Source organism: Alteromonas sp. 14N.309.X.WAT.G.H12 (assembly GCF_036697315.1).
Lineage (GTDB): Bacteria > Pseudomonadota > Gammaproteobacteria > Enterobacterales > Alteromonadaceae > Alteromonas.
Map to the genome: position 1 here is coordinate 60,597 of NZ_JBAHZB010000007.1, position 19,114 is coordinate 79,710.

A 19,114-nucleotide genomic window follows, 5' to 3' on the forward strand; every position below is an offset into this window, starting at 1 on the left:
TTAAGCAGAAAGGCTAGCGCGACCTTTTGCACGGCGAGCGGCTAGTATTTTACGACCATTTTTAGTCGCCATACGAGCACGAAAACCGTGAGAACGCTTGCGCTTTAAGTTGCTCGGTTGAAATGTTCTTTTCATGACCAAAGTCTCACTTTTAAAGTTTACATTAGACGTTCAAAGTAACTCGCTAAACCACAAACCTTATACAAGATTGCTTAAGTGTGTTACGTCGCCCATCCAAAAAGGACGCTGAATTCTAGAGATCTCGCGGGCTGATGTCAATGTAAATCAGCGCTAAGTTGCAGTTTTTTTGCTCTTTAATGGTTATTTATTGTTCGCTGTGGACAATACGTCTGGTTTTGCCTTTTTTCGCCTGTGTATAATTATCTTTAAACTCTCAATTTATCCACAAGTCAAGAGAAAACTCATTGAGATCCTGTTAAATCTAGCGCAGATCCCAAAGGCTGATCGCTTGTACAGTAGTTGAAAAAATGGGATTTTCTTTTTCATGAATAAATTAAATAGTACTTATTAAACAGTAATATAGCGATTAGATCCCAGTGATCCCTTAAGATCAAGATTTACTTTGGTGTCATAAGATCAGATAATCCACAGCGATCAAAGAAAAAATTAAAAAATATCGCTGTTACCCAGAATTCTATCACCGCTTTCTCTAATAATAAGAAGGAACGGTTGTTCTTCTTTGTCTTATCGCTTCTGGCGTCTTCAGCATCCTTTTTGGAGCCAATAAAGATTATGTCTTTGTGGAATATGTGCCTCGAGCGCTTACGCCAGGAATTGCCTACTCAACAATTTAGTATGTGGATAAGACCACTAACAGCACAAGAAGATTCTGGTGTGCTGACGTTATTTGCGCCTAATCGTTTTGTCCTTGATTGGGTTCGCGATAAATATAGAGATAAAATTACTGAGTTATTCGATGAATTCTGTGGCGATAATTCACCACAGTTGCATCTTGATGTGGCAACACGTAATGCTCGGCCGGTTAGTCGTCCGTCTTCTATGCAACAGGCTCCTCATTCAGCCACACAAGGGCAGACCGGTGGGACTAGGCAACCTGCCACAGTATCACCTAATAGTGAGACTTCTGCGCGGGTATCTGGGCAAGCTTCGCCTATGCGGGGAAGTGCATTAGCCCAAGGTGATAATAATCATCACGCACACACGTCTGCGGCCCTGTCTGCATTACAAAGAAATAAAGCGTCAAGCCGTAGCGATTCTGTTGCGAAGAAGCCCTCTCCGGCTGTTGTGCCTATTCCGGAGGCAGCGAAGCATAAAAGTAATATTAACCCGACTTACCAGTTTGATAACTTCGTAGAGGGTAAATCAAACCAGTTAGCCCGAGCAGCAGCAACCCAGGTCGCCAATAATCCTGGTGGCTCGTACAATCCATTATTTATTTATGGTGGTACGGGTTTGGGTAAAACCCACTTATTACATGCTGTGGGCAATGGGATTATTGCCAATCGGCCCGGCGCAAAAATTGTGTATATGCATTCGGAACGTTTTGTTCAGGATATGGTTAAGGCATTGCAAAATAATGCCATAGAAGACTTTAAACGTTTTTATCGTTCTGTTGATGCACTCCTTATCGATGACATTCAGTTCTTTGCGAATAAAGAACGGTCTCAGGAAGAGTTTTTCCATACCTTTAATGCCTTGTTAGAAGGTAACCAGCAAATCATCTTAACTTCCGATCGCTATCCAAAAGAAATTGATGGCGTTGAAGACAGGTTGAAATCTCGTTTTGGTTGGGGCTTAACAATTGCCATTGAACCCCCCGAACTAGAAACTCGGGTGGCGATTTTGATGCGTAAAGCAGCTGAGAATAAAATACATCTGCCTGATGAAGTGGCATTTTTTATTGCCAAGCGTCTGCGTTCTAATGTGCGTGAACTTGAAGGCGCACTCAACCGGGTTATTGCGAATGCGAATTTTACCGGTAGAGAAATTACCATCGATTTTGTTAGAGAAGCCTTGCGGGATCTCCTCGCACTTCAAGAAAAGTTAGTTACTGTCGATAATATTCAGAAAACAGTGGCAGATTATTATAAGATTAAGGTATCTGACATTCTTTCTAAGCGAAGAAGTCGAAGTGTAGCTCGTCCACGGCAGGTAGCCATGGCGTTAGCGAAAGAACTCACTAACCATAGCCTTCCTGAGTTAGGTAATGCTTTTGGTGGTCGTGATCATACAACGGTTCTTCATGCGTGTAGAAAAATAGAGCAGCTTAGAGAAGAAAGTCATGATATAAAAGAGGATTATAAAAATTTGATAAGAACCTTGTCCTCATAAAACTTTACAATCCAGGCGGGAAAGTAAATCAATGAAATTTACCATCAGTCGTGAAAAGTTTCTGCAACCTTTGCAACTTGTATCCGGCGCTGTAGAGCGACGTCATACACTACCTATTCTCTCAAATGTGCTCATTAAAGTCAGTGAAGGCGCACTTTGGTTAACCGGTACCGATCTCGAAGTTGAATTGATAGCAAGTACGCCTTTAGAAGGTGATTTTGAAGAAGGCGAAATTACCGTTCCCGCTAAAAAACTCTTTGATATATGTCGGGGTATAGCCGATGGAACGGAGATCCATTTTTCATTAGACAGTACCAAAGCGTTAATACGTGCAGGCCGAGGCCGATATACCCTTTCTACCTTGTCTGCCAACGATTATCCAAACTTGGAAGACTGGGAAGGTGAAGTTGAATTTGAAGTGCCAGCAAGCGATTTAAAGCGCCTGATCAACAGCACGCATTTTTCTATGGCACAACAAGACGTACGTTATTACCTCAATGGTATGTCTTTAGAAACCGAAGACAATATTATCCGTACCGTTGCTACCGATGGTCATCGGCTTGCTTTGTGCCGGTTAGCCTATGAGACCACGACCTTGCCTTCTCGTCAGGTTATTATTCCTCGTAAAGGGGTATTGGAAATTGCACGCCTTATTGGTGATGAAGAGCGGTCTATTAAAATCCAAGTGGGTGCGAATCATATCCGCATGTTCTCCTCAGAATTTATTTTTACCAGCAAGCTCGTGGACGGTCGGTTCCCAGACTACCGCAGAGTGCTTCCACGTGATGGCGATAAAACTATCATCGCCAGTAAAGCGGTGTTAAAAGATGCCTTCTCCCGTGCAGCCATTTTATCTAACGAAAAATTCCGTGGCGTTCGTTTAAATCTTTCCAATGGTGAACTGAAAATCACAGCGAACAACCCTGAGCAAGAAGAAGCGGAAGAAATTGTTGACGTTAATTACGAAGGCAATGATTTAGAAATTGGCTTTAATGTTGCCTACTTAATTGACGTATTAAATGCGCTGACCACAGAAGACGTCCAGTTGGTATTGTCTGATTCAAATGCCAGTGCGTTAATTCAAAATGCAGGTGATGATTCTGCATTGTATGTCATTATGCCAATGCGCTTATAAGGTCAACATCGCCATCTTAGAATTTTATTTTAATGTTATGGGTAAATGCTTTTTTCAAGATGGTAATGTTACACTGTTTGTTAGAGTGAGTTTATGAAACTGGACAAGGTCCAGCTCACCGACTTTCGGAATATCGTCGGTGCCACGCTTATTCCATCTCAAGCTCTGACCATCATCAGTGGTAAAAATGGGAGTGGGAAATCTTCTGTTATTGAATCCCTATATTACTTAGGGTTTGGGCGTTCTTTTCGCACTCACAAGCACAGTTCGGTGATCCGTCACGATAGTCAGCAGTTTAGTATTTTTGCGCAATGCGCAGAAAGTGACGGGGCGGCGTTTAAAATTGGATTACAACGCACGCGAGACGATCGATTCACTTGCGCTATTAACGGCGAACATTCTCATCGATTGGCCGATTTGGTTAGTCTGATTCCGGTACAGCTTTTTACGCCTCAAAGTACAGACCTTATCATAGGCTCTCCAGGTGAAAGGAGAAAGTTCATTGATTGGGGGCTGTTCCACGTGGAACATGATTTCAATATGCTCTTTCAAACCTACCAAAAGCTGTTGAAAACAAGAAATGTACTATTAAAAAAGCAAGCTAATTTAGATGCGCCTGAGCATGCTTACTGGGAGCAACAACTGGTAAAGTGCGGTATTGCCCTTAGTGATAAGCGAAAAGCTTACGTATCGCGTCTACAGAAGCTATTTAATGCCATTTGTAGTGAATTTCTACCTGAGTTTTGCGTGGAAATTTCGTATTATAAGGGATGGGAAAAAGAGGCGTCTTTATCAGAAAGTCTTTTGCGTAAAAGAGACTATGATTTGCGGGTAGGGTATACAACTGCCGGTCCCCATAAATCAGATTTGAAGTTTAAAGTAGATGGTAGTATTGCCCAAGAGATACTTTCCCGCGGGCAATTAAGAATGGCAGTAGCCGCGCTTCAGTTAGCGCAAACAAAGCTATTTCAACAAGAGACGGAACGCAAAAGTATATTTTTACTCGATGATGTTGGCGCAGAACTCGATATAGATAAACGAGAGCGATTCATCGATGGTTTGCTCGCAATGGATACGCAGGTTTTTGTCACTGCCATCGAGCGCGAGCAATTAGAGTTTATTCACAAATATAAAGATAAAAAAATGTTTCACGTGGAACATGGTCGCGTGAACGAGGAGTAAGGTTAGTATATGTCAGAGCAAAATAGTTACGACTCGTCCAGTATCAAAGTGTTAAAGGGGCTGGATGCTGTTCGTAAGCGTCCCGGTATGTACATCGGTGATACTGATGATGGAACGGGTTTGCATCATATGGTATTCGAGGTGGTCGATAACTCGATCGATGAAGCGCTGGCGGGATACTGCTCCGAAATTGAAATTCAGATTCATACAGATGGTTCTGTATCAGTATCAGATAATGGGCGCGGCATTCCAACATCTATACACCCTGAAGAAGGTGTTTCTGCTGCAGAAGTGATTATGACGGTGCTGCATGCCGGCGGTAAGTTTGATGATAACTCTTATAAAGTATCAGGCGGACTTCATGGTGTAGGCGTTTCGGTTGTAAATGCACTATCCAGCAAATTGAAACTCAAGATTCGCCGAGAAGGTCGGTTGCACGAACAAGAGTACCAGCATGGTATACCGCAAGAGCCTTTGGCCGTTACGGGTGAGACAGATAAAACAGGCACCACAGTACGTTTCTGGCCAAGTACCGAAACCTTCACAAATACCCTGTTTCATTATGAGATCTTAGCCAAGCGGTTGCGGGAACTTTCGTTTTTGAATTCAGGTGTTTCTATTCGCCTTAAAGATGAACGCGACGGAAAAGAAGATCACTTTATGTATGAAGGTGGTATTCGGGCTTTCGTTGAGTACCTTAACCAAAACAAAACCCCAGTGCATCAAAAAGTGTTTCACTTCACTAGTGAACGGGAAGATGGTATTTCTGTTGAAGTAGCGATGCAATGGAACGACGGTTTCCAAGAAAATGTTTTCTGCTTTACTAACAACATACCTCAACGGGATGGAGGTACGCACTTAGCAGGTTTTCGTGGTGCACTAACCCGTACGTTAAACACTTACATGGAAAAGGAAGGGTTGAATAAGAAAGCAAAGACAAACGCTTCAGCCACTGGTGATGATGCCAGAGAAGGGTTGACGGCGGTGGTCTCGGTAAAAGTCCCAGATCCTAAATTCTCTTCACAGACAAAAGAAAAATTGGTTTCCTCTGAAGTGCGGCCTGCGGTTGAGTCGGCAATGAACGAAAAACTTTCTGAATTCCTATTAGAGAATCCCCAGGAAAGTAAAATTATCGCTTCAAAAATTATCGATGCTGCTCGCGCCAGAGAAGCTGCGCGAAAAGCACGAGAAATGACCCGTCGAAAGGGCGCTCTAGATTTAGCAGGATTACCCTGTAAGTTAGCCGATTGTCAGGAAAAAGATCCGTCATTGTCCGAACTTTATATTGTGGAGGGTGACTCTGCAGGCGGTTCAGCTAAACAGGGGCGCAACCGTAAAAACCAGGCCATTTTGCCGCTGAAAGGTAAAATCTTAAACGTAGAAAAAGCCCGATTTGATAAAATGCTATCTTCACAAGAGGTCGCTACATTGATAACCGCACTGGGTTGTGGCATCGGTCGAGATGAATATAATCCAGAAAAATTGCGTTACCATAGCATCATCATAATGACTGATGCTGACGTAGATGGATCTCATATTCGTACATTGTTGCTGACCTTTTTCTATCGTCAAATGCCTGAGATCATTGAGCGAGGCTATGTCTACATTGCCCAGCCCCCACTTTATAAAGTGAAGAAGGGCAAGCAGGAGCAGTATTTAAAAGACGATGAGGCCCTTACGAATTACCTCACATCTATTGCCGTAGACGGCGCTGTACTCTATACCAGCGATGATGCACCGGGTATATCTGGTGTGGGATTAGAAAAATTGGTTAAACAGTATCAATCGGTAGAAAAGTTAATAAAACGCCTTTATCGCTTAATGCCACCGGCTATTTTGAACCGTTTGGTTTATTCGCCCACATTAAATGTTGAAGACTTAAAAGACCGCTCTGTATTAAATAATGTGGCTGAGAAATTTGTTGCTAGTTTGAATGAATATGAAAATGACGGTGCTACCTATCGTTTTGAGATAAAACAAGATGAAGAACTTAATGAGTATTTCATCGAAATTATCATGCGCATGCACGGAATTGACTACTACTACAAGCTTAATCATGACTTTATTGAGTCTGGTGAATACAAGCGTATAAAAGACTTAAACGAGTCTATTAACGATATGATGAGTGATACTGCGTATATCAAACGTGGTGAGCGTCAGTTGGCTGTAGAATCCTTTAAAGAAGCTTTGGATTGGCTAATGCATGAAGCGAAACGTGGACAGTATATTCAGCGCTACAAAGGGCTTGGGGAGATGAACCCCGATCAGCTTTGGGAGACGACCATGGATCCTGAGAGCCGTAGAATGCTGCAAGTTACCATCGAAGATGCGATTACTTGCGATCAACTTTTTACCACTCTTATGGGTGATCAGGTTGAACCTCGACGTGCATTTATTGAAGCAAACGCGTTGAACGTTGAAAACCTAGACGTGTAACTAGCTTGTCTTTCTAAAAGAAACTGAGACTTCACAAAGAGGTCTCAGTTTTATCCTTTCCCTCTATTCATTCAAAGCCTTCATCAGCGTTAAGTTCAGTCACCTCTGACAGTTCAATCTTCCTGTATTTTAGTCGTGGCGCTACGGCCTACGGCCATGCCAAATAGTAGTCCTGCCCAGTGACTTCCGTTGGCTGCGCTGTTTATATATATGCTTGCTGTAACGATAGAAATTACTGCTATAAACCCAAGATGTAAGGCGATGCCGGCAGGCAATAGCTTTCTATTCAAAATTCCTGATAAAGAAACTAATCCGTATAGGGCGAAAATACCTGGGGAAAGCCCAACATAAGTATCAAAGGGGGAGTTGTTTGTATAGGTGCCTAATAAGGTTGATACCAGTGCGCCTAAGCTACTACCAAGTATAAGAACGCCAATGTTTTTATAGGAATACAAGTACCAGGTGAGCGGTCCAACTAGCATTAAAAATAGCGCATTAGATAAAAGGTGGAGAATCGAAGAATGTAGCAATGGACCAGTGATAAGCCGCCATACTTCGCCATTCATAACCTGTGTGTGGATAGTACCCATAGAATGAAACAGAAGATCACGGCCCCCAAAACAATACTGGGTGAGCCATTGAATCAAAAAAAGGCTGGCTAAAAAAAGACAGTTATTTGATGTACGGTTGTGGGAAGCTGAAAAGAGATGCGGTAGTAACCTAAAGCCAGTTTATTTAAAAAGGTGTCATTTTTTACGTGAAAACATGTCATCCTCTATAACGCATACCTTGCTATGATTTTCATAAGAGGTAGGGCACAGCATCTTTAAAGCTCAGTATAGTGGCCAATTATGTGTGGATTTATAAAGCGCGTGACAGACTCACCAGCGGTGATCAACCTCTTAGAAGAAGTGGGATTACAGGGAGTCATCCCCAATTTTTGCTCAGAGCAAGGAGAATTGAATTTCTATCCCGCTTTTGGAAAAAATCCAACGCGCAAGATCGCCAATGTCATTATTCGCCCTGACAAAACCGTAGATGCAACCTGGTGGTTCGATTGTAGCGTCGCTGGCGATACCTTAGAGGTGGGAGAACGCACCACCTTTAATGCAAGAAATATTGATAGCCCTTACTGGCAAAAAGCCATAGGAGGGTACAGAGCAATTGTGGTCGCCACCGCTATAGGTGAAACTTTACAAGTAGGAAAGCGAAATGAGCACTACTTAATGGAAGCAGAAAAGGGGCTGCTACTTGGTGCGGTATATCGCCCATTTGCCAACGGTTGCTATGCAACTGCCGTGATCACCCGGCCACCTCATGCAAGTTTTAGCCTGTACCATGATAAATCCATCCCTTGTTTTTTACCTCACAATGAAGAATTTATTGCCAACTGGCTATCGGGGGCCGCTGATGATCCTTGGATCAATGATGTTTTAGCGAACCCCAAAATTTATCAAGATTTAAAAGTGACCAAGGTGAATACGTTTAAACAGGCGAGAGCACAAGGTATGACTGAATATTTAGATGCTGATGCTGAAAATAGCGGTTGTTTTAGTGGTAGTAAGTGATTACTAATAATGTGGTGTGGCAGGAGGATAGTGCTAACTATCCTCGCTACTACGCCATATTGCTATTACTGAGGGGAGGTAAACTGGGGAACGATGGTAAGCATCACTTCACCACCACTGGCGGGGGTAAAGTTAAAGCGATATAGCCCCGTTGTCTCAGGTGTAAACTGCAAGTTTTCCGATTCTGTGCCGCAAATCATATAGGTAGCGGATTGAGGGACAACAATTTGACCTTTATAACGGGCACCACAGGTTTGATCGGGAGTCCAAAAGCCATCTGATAATCTAAAATCATAGGGCTGGCCATCGGCAATTAATTCAACATCCACGTACCAACCTTGCTCACCGCTTTTTAGCTTGTAGGGCAAATTGGCTTCCCACCAGTTAAATACACCTCTTAAATACAGGTTTTCAAATTTAATGGTGGGCGCTTCTATGATGCCGGGAATTGACACCACACTGGTAGAGCTACAACCCGATAGCAAGGCAAACATCAATAATAAAGTGAAACGTTTAATCATTATTACCTCTTTAAGGGACATGCCTAGCGTGTAGACTGGGCATGTCCTGCTTGCAGGTTACTTCGACAGTAACGAAATATCCGCGGCTTCTAAGAACTGTTGTCTTAGTAACGACAACAGCGCTAATCGATTGTTCCGCACCGACATGTCTTCAGCCATGACCATGACATTATCGAAGAAGTTGTCGACGGCTTCCCGCAGCGTAGCGAGTGCGCTAAGCACACGGTTATAGTCTTTATCGGCAATGCCATCTTTTACATCACTTTGTACACTTTGCAGCGCGGTAAATAAGGTTTTTTCTGCCGGTTCACTAAGTAAAGTTTCATCGACTTGGGAAGAAACCTGCGAATCTTGTTTAGCCAGAATGTTAGCGACTCGCTTGTTACCCGCAGCCAGTGCTTCGGCTTCGTCCCGCTCTTTAAAGGCGGCGACGGCTTGTACACGGGCCACATAGTCTGCTGGACGAGTAGGGCGTCGAGCTGAAACGGCTTGAATAACATCGATGCTGACGCCTTGATCCTGCAATAAAGCAACAAAGCGACCTAAGATAAAGTCTACCACCTGATTCTGGCAGTCTTTGTTGGTAAGCTTGTCGCCATATACTGCAATGGCTTCTGCGATAAGTTCTTCGAGATCTAACGGTAGGTCTTTTTCAACGATGATCCGTAACACACCAATAGCCGCACGGCGAAGAGCGAATGGATCCTTGTCCCCTTTAGGGAGCTGACCAATACCGAAAATGCCGACTAAAGTATCTAGCTTATCCGCTAATGACACCGCGGCACTTACTCCCGTGCTAGGTAATTGGTCACCGGAAAAACGGGGCATATATTGTTCGTATAAAGCTTCGGCAACCTGGCTGTCTTCGCCATCGTTGAGCGCATAATACTTGCCCATAACGCCTTGGACATCAGGAAATTCCATTACCATATTGGTCATCAAATCGGTTTTTGCTAGTAACCCCGCCCGTGAAGCTTTTTCAGCATCGGCATTAATTTTACTGGCAATAGAGCCAGAAAGCGCAGAAATACGGTTTGATTTGTCTTCCAGTGTGCCGAGTTGTTTTTGGAACAATACTGAGCTTAAGCTACCTAAACGGCTTGCCAGCGTAGTTTTCTTATCGGTGGTAAAGAAAAATTCAGCATCGGCCAAGCGTGGGCGAATGACTTTTTCATTCCCAGAAATAACCTGAATGGGATCTTGTGATTGAATATTGCTGACAAACAAAAAGCGGTTGTCCAGTGAACCCTCTTGGGAGAGCAATGGTACGTACTTTTGATCGTCTTTCATTGTGTAAATTAAAGCTTCTTTAGGCACATCTAAGAAGGCTGCATCAAAAGAGGCTTGAAGCACAACTGGCCACTCCACTAATGAGGCGATTTCTTCAAGCAGGCTTTCGTTGTAATCGGCTTTAAGTTGCAACGCATCGGCGGCATCTTCCAAAGCCTTACGAATACGTTCGGCACGTTCACTAAAATCCGCGACAACGTAATGGTCCATAAGGGCAGAAGCGTAATTATCCGCGTGATCGAGTTCAAAGGTGGCCTCACCGTGGAAACGGTGTCCTTGAATAGTGCGACTACTGGATTTACCTAATACCGTTAACGGTAGCAATTGATCACCGTATAGGGCTGTTACCGTGTGTACCGGACGAATAAACTGTGTGGTGGACGTTCCCCAGCGCATGGCTTTAGGTATGGGAAGTTTGCTAATAGCTTGATTGACGAGATCTTCAATAAGGTGCTCAATGGACTGGCCAGATACCTTGGCACGGTGAAGTAACCACTCGCCTTTATCGGTTTTTAATCGTTCGGCGGCTGCTACGTCGATGCCATTGCCTCGTGCCCAGCCCAACGCGGCTTTAGTGGGATTACCATCACTATCAAAGGCCGCAGAAATCGCCGGGCCACGTTTCTCAACCACTTTGTCTTCTTGGGATTCAGCTAACTGCAATACAGTTACCGCTAAGCGTCTTGGAGCCGCAAACCAGTTTATTTTTGAGAATTGTAAATCGGCGTTTTTTAATGCAGCTTCCATATTATCTGCGAAGCTTTGTCCTAAGTTTTTTAGGGCTTTTGGCGGTAATTCTTCGGTTCCAATTTCTACAAGTAAGTTCTCAGTCCGCACGACTACTGCTCCTTTTTACACATAGGGAAACCAAGCGCTTCACGGGCCTGGTAATAACTTTCCGCACACGCTTTGGCTAATGTTCTGACCCGCAGAATATATCGTTGCCGCTCTGTTACTGAAATGGCATGACGGGCATCCAACAGATTAAATGCGTGGGAGGCTTTCATCACTTGTTCATAGGCAGGCAAAGGCAAGTTCTTTTCAATTAATAACTGACTGGCCGATTCACACTCATCAAAGGTTTTAAATAGAAATTCCACATTGGCATGTTCGAAGTTATACGCTGATTGCTCGACTTCATTTTGATGGAATACATCACCATAGGTAACTTTACCCATAGGGCCATCGGTCCATACCAGGTCGTAAATGCTGTCTACACCTTGCACGTACATGGCAAGACGTTCTAAACCGTAGGTGATTTCGCCGGTAACCGGTTTACATTCTAAGCCACCCACCTGCTGGAAATAGGTAAACTGAGTGACTTCCATGCCGTTTAGCCATACTTCCCAACCTAAACCCCAGGCGCCAAGGGTGGGGGATTCCCAATTGTCTTCGACAAAGCGGATATCATGTACCAAGGGATCAAAGCCAAGTTCTTTTAACGAACCTAGGTATAGTTCTTGAATATTCTCAGGAGAGGGCTTAAGCATGACCTGAAATTGATAATAGTGCTGCAAACGATTAGGGTTTTCACCATATCGGCCATCGGTGGGACGACGACAAGGTTGTACATAGGCACTGCTAATCGGCTCAGGGCCGAGAGAGCGAAGGAAGGTCATGGGGTGAAAAGTCCCTGCGCCCACTTCCATATCTAAAGGCTGGATAACTACGCATCCTTGACGCGCCCAATAATCCTGCAGTGCGAGGATCAAACCCTGAAAGGTTTTAATATCGTATTTCTGCATGTTTGCTGCTTATAACTGACCATTGTAAAGGTGGAGTAGTATACAATTTGTAGGCTGATGAATGTAGGTAGAATCGGTTAAATCTGTAGAAAAAGGGCATTTAAGGGCGGGAGAAGACATGGAACAGGAAAATAACGGGGTACGTTGTGCGTGGGAAACCCATGATCCTGAGTATATACGTTATCACGACGAGCATTGGGGGCGGCCCGAATTCGACAGTCAGCAACTTTTCGCCAAGTTATGTCTCGACGGACAACAAGCGGGATTGTCGTGGATAACCATCTTAAAAAAACAAAAACACTATGAAGAGGCGTTTTTCGATTTCGATCCTAGTCGTATCGTCACTATGGGGGATGACGATGTTGACCGATTAATGCTCAATAGCGGTATTGTCAGAAATCGTTTAAAAATAAAGAGCATTATTGCGAATGCCCATGCTTACCAGACAATTAGTCGCACAATGCCATTTTCTGATTTCATTTGGCAATTTACGCACTATAAAACCATCGTCAACACCTGGCATGAGAGTGGTGAGATCCCAGTGAGTACGCCAGAATCAGTGGCGATGGCTAAGGCGCTGAAAAAAGCTGGATTCAAATTCGTAGGGGAAACCATTTGCTATGCATTTATGCAGGCATGTGGTCTGGTAAATGATCATTTGGTTAATTGTTGTTGTTACGATGAGGTGTGCAAACTGGCCAGAAAATAGTAGCACAGTGAAACAGGTAAAAAAGCACTAAAGACTTTGTGCTTTCCTACCTGCGGATATTACTAATTAATTTGGGTACAAAAGTCGCGGATGCTGTCGAGTTCTTTCAGGACATGAGACTCAAATTCAGATTCAATTTGCTCCCTAGCTTCATCCTGTTCCCGACGTTCTTGCGCGGTTAACTTTTTGCGTTCTTCTAAAATGGCAAAACCACTAATTTCCACAAACAAGTTATGAATGTGCGGGAATTTTTCGCGATATTCCGGCCGCGTTTGCAAGGGAAGTGCATTTAACAACTTACAAATGCGAATTGTCCCTTCGGATAAATCACATTGTTGTTGTTGCATCGCCTTACAAATAACGATAATACTTTCCGTTATCGAATCTATCCGCGCCTTCCGCGCTGTTTGCTGCTGTGCATTTTGTTCCTTTAGCATATAAAGCAGTTTGCCTGCATAGATACCAAGCCCAAGAATAATGAGTATTCCTATGACAATGGCTGCTGTTAACCACATAGTCACCACCCTTTAGTCTTTAAATTCATCTAAACTGATGGCGTCGAGTTGAGCGAGAGGATCATCGTTTTCTTCATCTTCATCATCGAATTCGGTAATGCCTAATAAATCGCACAATATCCTGTGTCGCGCCATTTTTTCATCGACGTATTGCTGCTCGGCTTTGGAGATGGCCTTATTGCTATCGAGTTTATCCAATAACGTGGATAGTTTTGTGTCTGCTTCCAAGGCTGCGAGTTCTTCTGCCGGCGTTGCGTATTTCTTTTGCGCCTGAGTTTTAACCGGCGTTTTAATTAATGGTACAGGCTTTTTACTGCCATGACGGGGATCTTGATTCACCTTGGTTGGTTTATCACTTTTTTGGGTATTTTCCAGCGAATTTCGGCTACCCGCTGGATTGCCTAACCGCCGTTTTGATTTTGGCGCGTTAACTTTTCCTTTGTTTTTTCTTTCTTCAGGTTTGAAGTCGGGGTCTTTTCTAACGCCGATCAAACCGATTTTGCGGGATTTCTTTGAACGAGACGACATATCTTTGTCTCCTAATTAAATTGGTCAAGCATAATTATACCGCGTATTTATGGTCGCTTCTTCAACAAAACAATGTCTTTTCCACTCAGTGTTACTTCAAAGCCGTATTTTTTGCCTAAATAAAAGAAGGTTTCATCTGAAAAGAAGGAAACATGGGTTTGATCGTTTTTATAGTGCCATGTGGAAAAGGCTTCTAATGACCTAACGCGTTTGGTCATAAATACGATGATTCCCCCAGGTTTGATCAGCGTCGTTAAACAATGGAGTTCTTTAGCAGGGGTATGAAAATGTTCGATGGCCTCTGTACAGGTTATAAAATCATAGTGGTGTGAGGAGAGTACCTCGAGGTTGTTGGCATAGATAGGATCAAATACCGACATCCTATAGCCTTCTTGTTTTAGCAAGGTGGCCAATACAGGCGCCGGGCCGCAACCGAAATCCAGGCCATGAGCTGGAGGAGAAACAAGGGAAACCACAGGATCCATAGCGCGTTGTAGAAAGCGACAATAGCCTTTATCTGTCATATGATTTTGATGAAGATCATATTCCTGTTTTTCTCGGGCTTTGGACGGCAAACTTTGGGGGTCGACGAAGACCAGTTTGCATTGCTGGCAAAGAAAAAACTGACGGAATTTATCCTGATGATACGGCTGAATAAGGTTTGATGCGCATAAAGGGCAAAGATCTGAGGTATTCATAAGCGGCCTGTTTTTTAACAGCATAATGCAAACAGGCCAAAAAGAAAAAAAGGCGATGGTTTGCACCATCACCTTATTTGTCGTGTCTTTTGACACATCTCCCGTTATTACACTTTCGTGTAAGGGTGCTTGCTCTACTTTTTATTGTTGCTTACAGAGCTGCTATGAGTTCAAGGCCTTCCTGACGCTTTATCCAACAATCCATTAATACTACTTATTGTTATTATGTTTGTACTGTTTCAAACACAGTGCCAAACCTATAAGGGCATAATACTCAAGTATGATCAAAAAGCAAGAATATTTTCACAATTATTTAACAAATAACTGGGATGCCGGTGTTAATTAATGCAATCCTGCCAAGTAATTCGATAAAATATCGATATCTTCATCGGTCAACTTGGTGGCGATATCCCGCATCATACCGTTCATATCGTTTGCTCTGTCACCTGAGCGGAACGCTTTCAGTTGGGTTGCAATGTATTCGGGATGTTGACCACTGATATCAGGGAATCCGGCTAACCCCATTCCGCTGCCATCTGGACCATGACACGCACTACAGGAAGGAATGCCGCGCTCGCCGTCGCCGCCGCGATACAGTGCTTGTCCTGCTTCGACGTAATTTTCTGGCGTTTCGCCAGGGATGGCATCTTGGGAAGCGAAGTAGGCGGCTAAATCTTCCATATCTTGCTCAGACAGAGGTGCGGCCATACCGTTCATAACGGCATTATTACGTCCTTCTGCACCACCGGTTTGTGAGGCCAGTTTAAATTCTTTTAACTGCTTAACTAAGTAATCTGCGTGTTGCCCTGCTATTTTAGGGTTCATTGGGATCATGGAGTTTCCGTCCATACCATGACACGCTGCACATACTGCAGATTTTGCTTTCCCTGCTTCAGGATTGCCTTCTGCTATCGCACTTCCAGTAAAACCTAACGTCATACACACAAGCAAACACAGTTTTTTCATAATTAATCTCTATAAAGGATCAAACGGCTTTGTTGATATACGTGATATCATGCGTATTTTACACATTTAGCGCGTCAGAAAAACCTATTCCATAATAAAACTATGGTTTTATAAACTTTTTCTGATAAGAGTCAATTTAAATTAAAATTAAAAACACATTATAGACGGATATATGCAATGACGTATTACACAAAAGCCAAATTTACCATGAGCGCGCCTGATATCCGGCATTTAAAGGAGGATAAAGGCATAGAAGTGGCATTTGCCGGACGCTCGAATGCTGGAAAGTCCAGTGCGCTAAATACTCTGACACGCCAGAAAAACCTGGCGAGAACGAGTAAAACGCCGGGGCGTACTCAGTTAATTAATATTTTTGAACTGGATGAAGACCGACGTCTCGTTGATTTGCCCGGTTATGGTTTTGCCCAGGTGCCTTTAGCAATGAAAAAGAAATGGCAATTGGCATTAGGGGAATATCTACAAAAGCGTAAAAGTTTAAAAGGCCTCGTTGTGCTGATGGATATTCGCCATCCCTTTAAAGATCTGGATCAGGATTTAATTTTTTGGGCTGTGGATGCTGGTTTGCCTGTTTTGGCCCTCTTAACCAAAGCAGATAAATTAAAATCCGGTAAACGCAAAGCTCAATTAATGTTTGCCCGGGATGCAGCTTTGGCATTTAATGGCGATGTTACTGTACAAACGTTTTCTTCGTTATCGAAAACGGGGGTTAAAGAAGCCTCGGTAATATTGGATAAATGGTTTGAACTGGATAATGATAAAGAGGCGTAATTGGATTACAGAGTCTAAGGGCGGCTGATTTTTAGAGTTAACTTTTTTGACCGTTTAAAAAGAAAAAACCCCATCCAAAACGGATGGGGTAAAGATTGAGAGAAAACACATAAAAACCATAGATAAGAGTGCGCCCCAGCCCAATAAGTTCAAAATTAACCACAAAAAGTAAAATTAATTTTTTATTGCCAATTAAATCAGTTGCTTGCCGTATAAATTCTTTTCTTACAGACATAAAAAAACCTCGGTGAATTCACCGAGGTTAAAGCAAAGGTTTGAAAACAGCTTTCTCACCTCTGTACCCTACACGCATAGGGTACAACAGAATTGCTAAAAGGCAAGTATATCGTGTAATAAAATTACTAAAAAATGGCTATTAAAGGCATTTGTTTATCTTTTTTTGTAATCCAATTACGTTTTTAATGGGCCTCATCCCAATCGATGCCTGTACCGGCTTCAACTTTTAACGGTACCGCTAAGATGGCTGCCTGCTCCATCAATGTCACAATATGAGGTACATGGTCGTTAATCTTGTCTTCTTTGATTTCAAAAACCAATTCATCGTGCACCTGCATCATCATGTACACCTCATCAGCGGCTTCTTTATTGATCCAATCATCAACGCGAAGCATTGCCAGTTTGATGATGTCGGCAGCCGTGCCTTGCATAGGGGCGTTGATGGCGGCCCGTTCAGCGCCTTTACGACGCATTCCGTTGCTGGCCTTAATATCAGGTAGATACAGGCGGCGACCGAATACGGTTTCCACATAACCTTTTTCTTTTGCCAATTCCCGTGTGTCGTTCATGTATTTGAGTACGCCAGGATAGCGTTCAAAATACAAATCCATATAGGTTTGGGCGTCATTTCTGGGGATATTGAGTTGTCGGGCTAGACCAAATGCTGACATGCCATATATCAGGCCAAAGTTTATGGCTTTAGCACTGCGACGCTGCTCGAGGGTAACTTGCTCCAGCGGTGTATCGAATACTTCTGCGGCAGTGGCTTTGTGGATGTCTTTTCCTTCCGCAAACGCTGTTAGTAATCCGTTATCAGCCGACAAATGGGCCATGATCCTAAGTTCTATCTGGGAATAGTCAGCGGCAACAATTTTATATCCCGGGCGGGGAACAAATGCTTGTCTTACCCGCCGTCCTTCTTCTGTGCGAATAGGAATATTCTGTAAATTGGGATCCGTTGAAGACAAACGGCCGGTTGCTGTGACAGCCTGATGATATGACGTGTGCACCCGACCCGTACGGTGATTGATCATTTTGGGCAGTTTGTCGGTGTAGGTGTTTTTCAGTTTTGTCAGACCTCGGTATTCCATGATCATTTTCGGGATCGGGTATTCGAGGGCAAGCTCTTGTAACACCTCTTCAGACGTGGAAGGGGCGCCTTTGGGGGTTTTTTTAATAATCGGTAAGCTAAGCTTCTCAAACAGGATATGCTGCAGTTGTTTGGTGGAGCCCAAATTAAAGGTTTCGCCTGCGGCTTCGTGTACCGACGTTTCTAATTCTTTTATGCGCAGGGCAAGATCCTGACTTTGCTGACCCAGTTTCTGTGAGTCGATAAGTACGCCACGTTGTTCCATTCGCGACAACACACTGGCTAGAGGAATTTCTATATCCAGTAGTAAGTTCTTTAAGGTTTCTTCCTGCTGTAGTTTTTCCCAGATCACATTATGCAGGCGAAGTGTAATGTCTGCGTCTTCTGCCGCGTAGGGGGCAGCCTGCTCTAACGGGATCTGATTAAAAGTAAGTTGCTTAGCACCTTTACCGGCAATATCTTCAAAATGAATGGTTTTGTGATTTAGGTAGGCCATGGCCAGTGAATCCATATCATGGCGGGTGGCGGTACTGTTTAATACGTATGACTCAAGCATGGTGTCAAAAGCAATACCTTGGAGATCAATATGGTAATTTGCCAGCACGTTTTTATCGTATTTAAGATGCTGCCCCACCTTTTTCACGTCTTCGGATTCTAATAACGGCTTTAGCTGATTCAGTATCTGGGTGCGATCCAGCTGTTCCGGTGCATCGGGATAGTCGTGACCAAGAGGAACGTAAGCGGCTTCTCCCGGTGAGATACAAAATGACACCCCTACAATTTGTGCTTCCATGTAGTCCAAACTGGTGGTTTCGGTATCAAAGGCAATGAGCGGGGCCTGTTCTAGCTTAGTTAGCCATTGATCAAATTCATCTTGCGTTGTAATGGTGACGTAAGATGAAGTATCGATTTTAGATAATGTATCCGTTGCGGGGATCTCTTCATCCACATGTTCTGCGGCCTGTTCTGAGGACACTTCACTAAACCAACGTTTAAATTCATATTCGGCAAAAAGTTCTGCGAGCTTGGCGTTGTCCGGTTTGCTGGGCACTAAGGTTTGCGGTTCAAAATCCATCTCGACGTCGAGTTTGATGGTGGCCAGCTCATAAGACAATTTGGCTTGTTCTTCATATTCTTTCATTTTGGCCGCCATTGTCTTACTGCCTCTGAAAGATAAGGCCGCGATTTCATCAAGGTTTTCATAGATTGCCGAAATACCACCGATACCATTCAATAAGGCTTGGGCACTTTTGTCACCCACGCCAGGAACACCGGGAATGTTGTCAACTTTATCCCCTTTTAGGGCCAGAAAATCGATGATCAATTCAGGCGGAATCCCAAATTTTTGTTTAACGCCGTCAATGTCCATGATCTGATTTGTCATGGTATTGA

18 protein-coding genes are annotated in these 19,114 nt (G+C 43.5%); 7 read left to right on the forward strand and 11 right to left on the reverse strand.

Going from position 1 to position 19,114, the window contains the following annotated elements:
• The gene (gene rpmH / locus V5298_RS04815) at window positions 1–135 is read right to left on the reverse strand and encodes a 50S ribosomal protein L34 (protein WP_216029396.1); all 135 of its coding nucleotides are present in this window, start codon (window positions 133–135) and stop codon (window positions 1–3) included.
• A 618-nt stretch (window positions 136–753) separates the two neighbouring features.
• Between rpmH and dnaA the strand changes: the two genes are divergently transcribed.
• From dnaA to gyrB, 4 genes are all read left to right on the forward strand, one after another.
• Window positions 754–2,313, forward strand: coding sequence for a chromosomal replication initiator protein DnaA (dnaA, locus tag V5298_RS04820; RefSeq protein WP_332930338.1), 1,560 nt, complete (start codon window positions 754–756; stop codon window positions 2,311–2,313).
• A gap of 31 nt (window positions 2,314–2,344) precedes the next feature.
• Window positions 2,345–3,448, forward strand: coding sequence for a DNA polymerase III subunit beta (gene dnaN / locus V5298_RS04825; RefSeq protein ID WP_332930339.1), 1,104 nt, complete (start codon window positions 2,345–2,347; stop codon window positions 3,446–3,448).
• 93 nt (window positions 3,449–3,541) lie between these two features.
• A complete protein-coding gene (gene recF, locus V5298_RS04830) occupies window positions 3,542–4,630 on the forward strand; it encodes a DNA replication/repair protein RecF (protein WP_332930340.1) in 1,089 nt (362 codons plus the stop codon).
• 9 nt (window positions 4,631–4,639) lie between these two features.
• Window positions 4,640–7,066, forward strand: coding sequence for a DNA topoisomerase (ATP-hydrolyzing) subunit B (gene gyrB / locus V5298_RS04835; RefSeq protein WP_332930341.1), 2,427 nt, complete (start codon window positions 4,640–4,642; stop codon window positions 7,064–7,066).
• 113 nt (window positions 7,067–7,179) lie between these two features.
• On the opposite strand, the gene V5298_RS04840 is transcribed toward gyrB, so the two are convergent.
• Window positions 7,180–7,632 (reverse strand): rhomboid family intramembrane serine protease, encoded by a 453-nt coding sequence (locus V5298_RS04840; RefSeq protein ID WP_332930342.1) that lies wholly within the window; start codon window positions 7,630–7,632, stop codon window positions 7,180–7,182.
• A gap of 285 nt (window positions 7,633–7,917) precedes the next feature.
• On the opposite strand from V5298_RS04840, the gene V5298_RS04845 reads away from it, so the two are divergent.
• Entirely contained in the window at window positions 7,918–8,634 is a 717-nt protein-coding gene (locus V5298_RS04845; RefSeq protein WP_416351144.1) for an SOS response-associated peptidase family protein, read from the forward strand.
• Between the two features lie 65 nt (window positions 8,635–8,699).
• On the opposite strand, the gene V5298_RS04850 is transcribed toward V5298_RS04845, so the two are convergent.
• Genes V5298_RS04850 through glyQ form a run of 3 tightly spaced genes read right to left on the reverse strand, consistent with a single transcriptional unit; the run spans window position 8,700 to window position 12,190 of the window.
• A complete protein-coding gene (locus V5298_RS04850; RefSeq protein ID WP_332930344.1) occupies window positions 8,700–9,155 on the reverse strand; it encodes a hypothetical protein in 456 nt (151 codons plus the stop codon).
• Between the two features lie 57 nt (window positions 9,156–9,212).
• The gene (gene glyS / locus V5298_RS04855; RefSeq protein ID WP_332930345.1) at window positions 9,213–11,282 is read right to left on the reverse strand and encodes a glycine--tRNA ligase subunit beta; all 2,070 of its coding nucleotides are present in this window, start codon (window positions 11,280–11,282) and stop codon (window positions 9,213–9,215) included.
• A gap of 2 nt (window positions 11,283–11,284) precedes the next feature.
• Window positions 11,285–12,190: a glycine--tRNA ligase subunit alpha gene (glyQ, locus tag V5298_RS04860; protein WP_332930346.1), complete on the reverse strand. Its 906-nt coding sequence runs from the start codon at window positions 12,188–12,190 to the stop codon at window positions 11,285–11,287.
• Window positions 12,191–12,308: 118 nt separating this feature from the next.
• Between glyQ and V5298_RS04865 the strand changes: the two genes are divergently transcribed.
• A complete protein-coding gene (locus V5298_RS04865) occupies window positions 12,309–12,899 on the forward strand; it encodes a DNA-3-methyladenine glycosylase I (RefSeq protein WP_332930347.1) in 591 nt (196 codons plus the stop codon).
• A 62-nt stretch (window positions 12,900–12,961) separates the two neighbouring features.
• Here V5298_RS04865 and V5298_RS04870 read toward each other — a convergent pair whose 3' ends face one another.
• From V5298_RS04870 to V5298_RS04885, 4 genes are all read right to left on the reverse strand, one after another.
• Window positions 12,962–13,414 (reverse strand): DUF2489 domain-containing protein, encoded by a 453-nt coding sequence (locus V5298_RS04870; protein WP_332930348.1) that lies wholly within the window; start codon window positions 13,412–13,414, stop codon window positions 12,962–12,964.
• A gap of 12 nt (window positions 13,415–13,426) precedes the next feature.
• Entirely contained in the window at window positions 13,427–13,942 is a 516-nt protein-coding gene (gene yihI / locus V5298_RS04875; protein ID WP_332930349.1) for a Der GTPase-activating protein YihI, read from the reverse strand.
• A 47-nt stretch (window positions 13,943–13,989) separates the two neighbouring features.
• Window positions 13,990–14,640 carry a class I SAM-dependent methyltransferase gene (locus V5298_RS04880; protein WP_332930350.1) on the reverse strand — a complete coding sequence of 217 codons (651 nt, stop codon included), beginning with the start codon at window positions 14,638–14,640 and terminating at the stop codon, window positions 13,990–13,992.
• A gap of 342 nt (window positions 14,641–14,982) precedes the next feature.
• A complete protein-coding gene (locus V5298_RS04885; protein WP_332930351.1) occupies window positions 14,983–15,606 on the reverse strand; it encodes a c-type cytochrome in 624 nt (207 codons plus the stop codon).
• Window positions 15,607–15,783: 177 nt separating this feature from the next.
• Between V5298_RS04885 and yihA the strand changes: the two genes are divergently transcribed.
• On the forward strand, window positions 15,784–16,395 hold the full coding sequence (gene yihA, locus V5298_RS04890; RefSeq protein ID WP_332930352.1) for a ribosome biogenesis GTP-binding protein YihA/YsxC: 612 nt from the start codon (window positions 15,784–15,786) through the stop codon (window positions 16,393–16,395).
• A 37-nt stretch (window positions 16,396–16,432) separates the two neighbouring features.
• On the opposite strand, the gene V5298_RS04895 is transcribed toward yihA, so the two are convergent.
• Together V5298_RS04895 and polA are read right to left on the reverse strand one after the other, a co-directional pair.
• Window positions 16,433–16,630, reverse strand: a complete 198-nt coding sequence (locus tag V5298_RS04895) for a hypothetical protein (RefSeq protein ID WP_332930353.1) — start codon at window positions 16,628–16,630, stop codon at window positions 16,433–16,435.
• Between the two features lie 184 nt (window positions 16,631–16,814).
• A partial coding sequence (polA, locus tag V5298_RS04900) for a DNA polymerase I (protein WP_332930354.1) occupies window positions 16,815–19,114 on the reverse strand: 2,300 nt, incomplete at its 5' end.

Coding starts and splice junctions, on each gene's coding strand:
- V5298_RS04885 (WP_332930351.1), bottom strand. CDS start 15,606: ATGAAAAAACTGTGTTTGCTTGTGTGTATGACGTTAGGTTTTACTGGA.
- V5298_RS04865 (WP_332930347.1), top strand. CDS start 12,309: ATGGAACAGGAAAATAACGGGGTACGTTGTGCGTGGGAAACCCATGAT.
- dnaN (WP_332930339.1), top strand. CDS start 2,345: ATGAAATTTACCATCAGTCGTGAAAAGTTTCTGCAACCTTTGCAACTT.
- yihI (WP_332930349.1), bottom strand. CDS start 13,942: ATGTCGTCTCGTTCAAAGAAATCCCGCAAAATCGGTTTGATCGGCGTT.
- V5298_RS04850 (WP_332930344.1), bottom strand. CDS start 9,155: ATGATTAAACGTTTCACTTTATTATTGATGTTTGCCTTGCTATCGGGT.
- glyQ (WP_332930346.1), bottom strand. CDS start 12,190: ATGCAGAAATACGATATTAAAACCTTTCAGGGTTTGATCCTCGCACTG.
- rpmH (WP_216029396.1), bottom strand. CDS start 135: ATGAAAAGAACATTTCAACCGAGCAACTTAAAGCGCAAGCGTTCTCAC.
- gyrB (WP_332930341.1), top strand. CDS start 4,640: ATGTCAGAGCAAAATAGTTACGACTCGTCCAGTATCAAAGTGTTAAAG.
- V5298_RS04845 (WP_416351144.1), top strand. CDS start 7,918: ATGTGTGGATTTATAAAGCGCGTGACAGACTCACCAGCGGTGATCAAC.
- V5298_RS04870 (WP_332930348.1), bottom strand. CDS start 13,414: ATGTGGTTAACAGCAGCCATTGTCATAGGAATACTCATTATTCTTGGG.
- dnaA (WP_332930338.1), top strand. CDS start 754: ATGTCTTTGTGGAATATGTGCCTCGAGCGCTTACGCCAGGAATTGCCT.
- V5298_RS04880 (WP_332930350.1), bottom strand. CDS start 14,640: ATGAATACCTCAGATCTTTGCCCTTTATGCGCATCAAACCTTATTCAG.
- yihA (WP_332930352.1), top strand. CDS start 15,784: ATGACGTATTACACAAAAGCCAAATTTACCATGAGCGCGCCTGATATC.
- V5298_RS04895 (WP_332930353.1), bottom strand. CDS start 16,630: ATGTCTGTAAGAAAAGAATTTATACGGCAAGCAACTGATTTAATTGGC.
- V5298_RS04840 (WP_332930342.1), bottom strand. CDS start 7,632: ATGAATGGCGAAGTATGGCGGCTTATCACTGGTCCATTGCTACATTCT.
- recF (WP_332930340.1), top strand. CDS start 3,542: ATGAAACTGGACAAGGTCCAGCTCACCGACTTTCGGAATATCGTCGGT.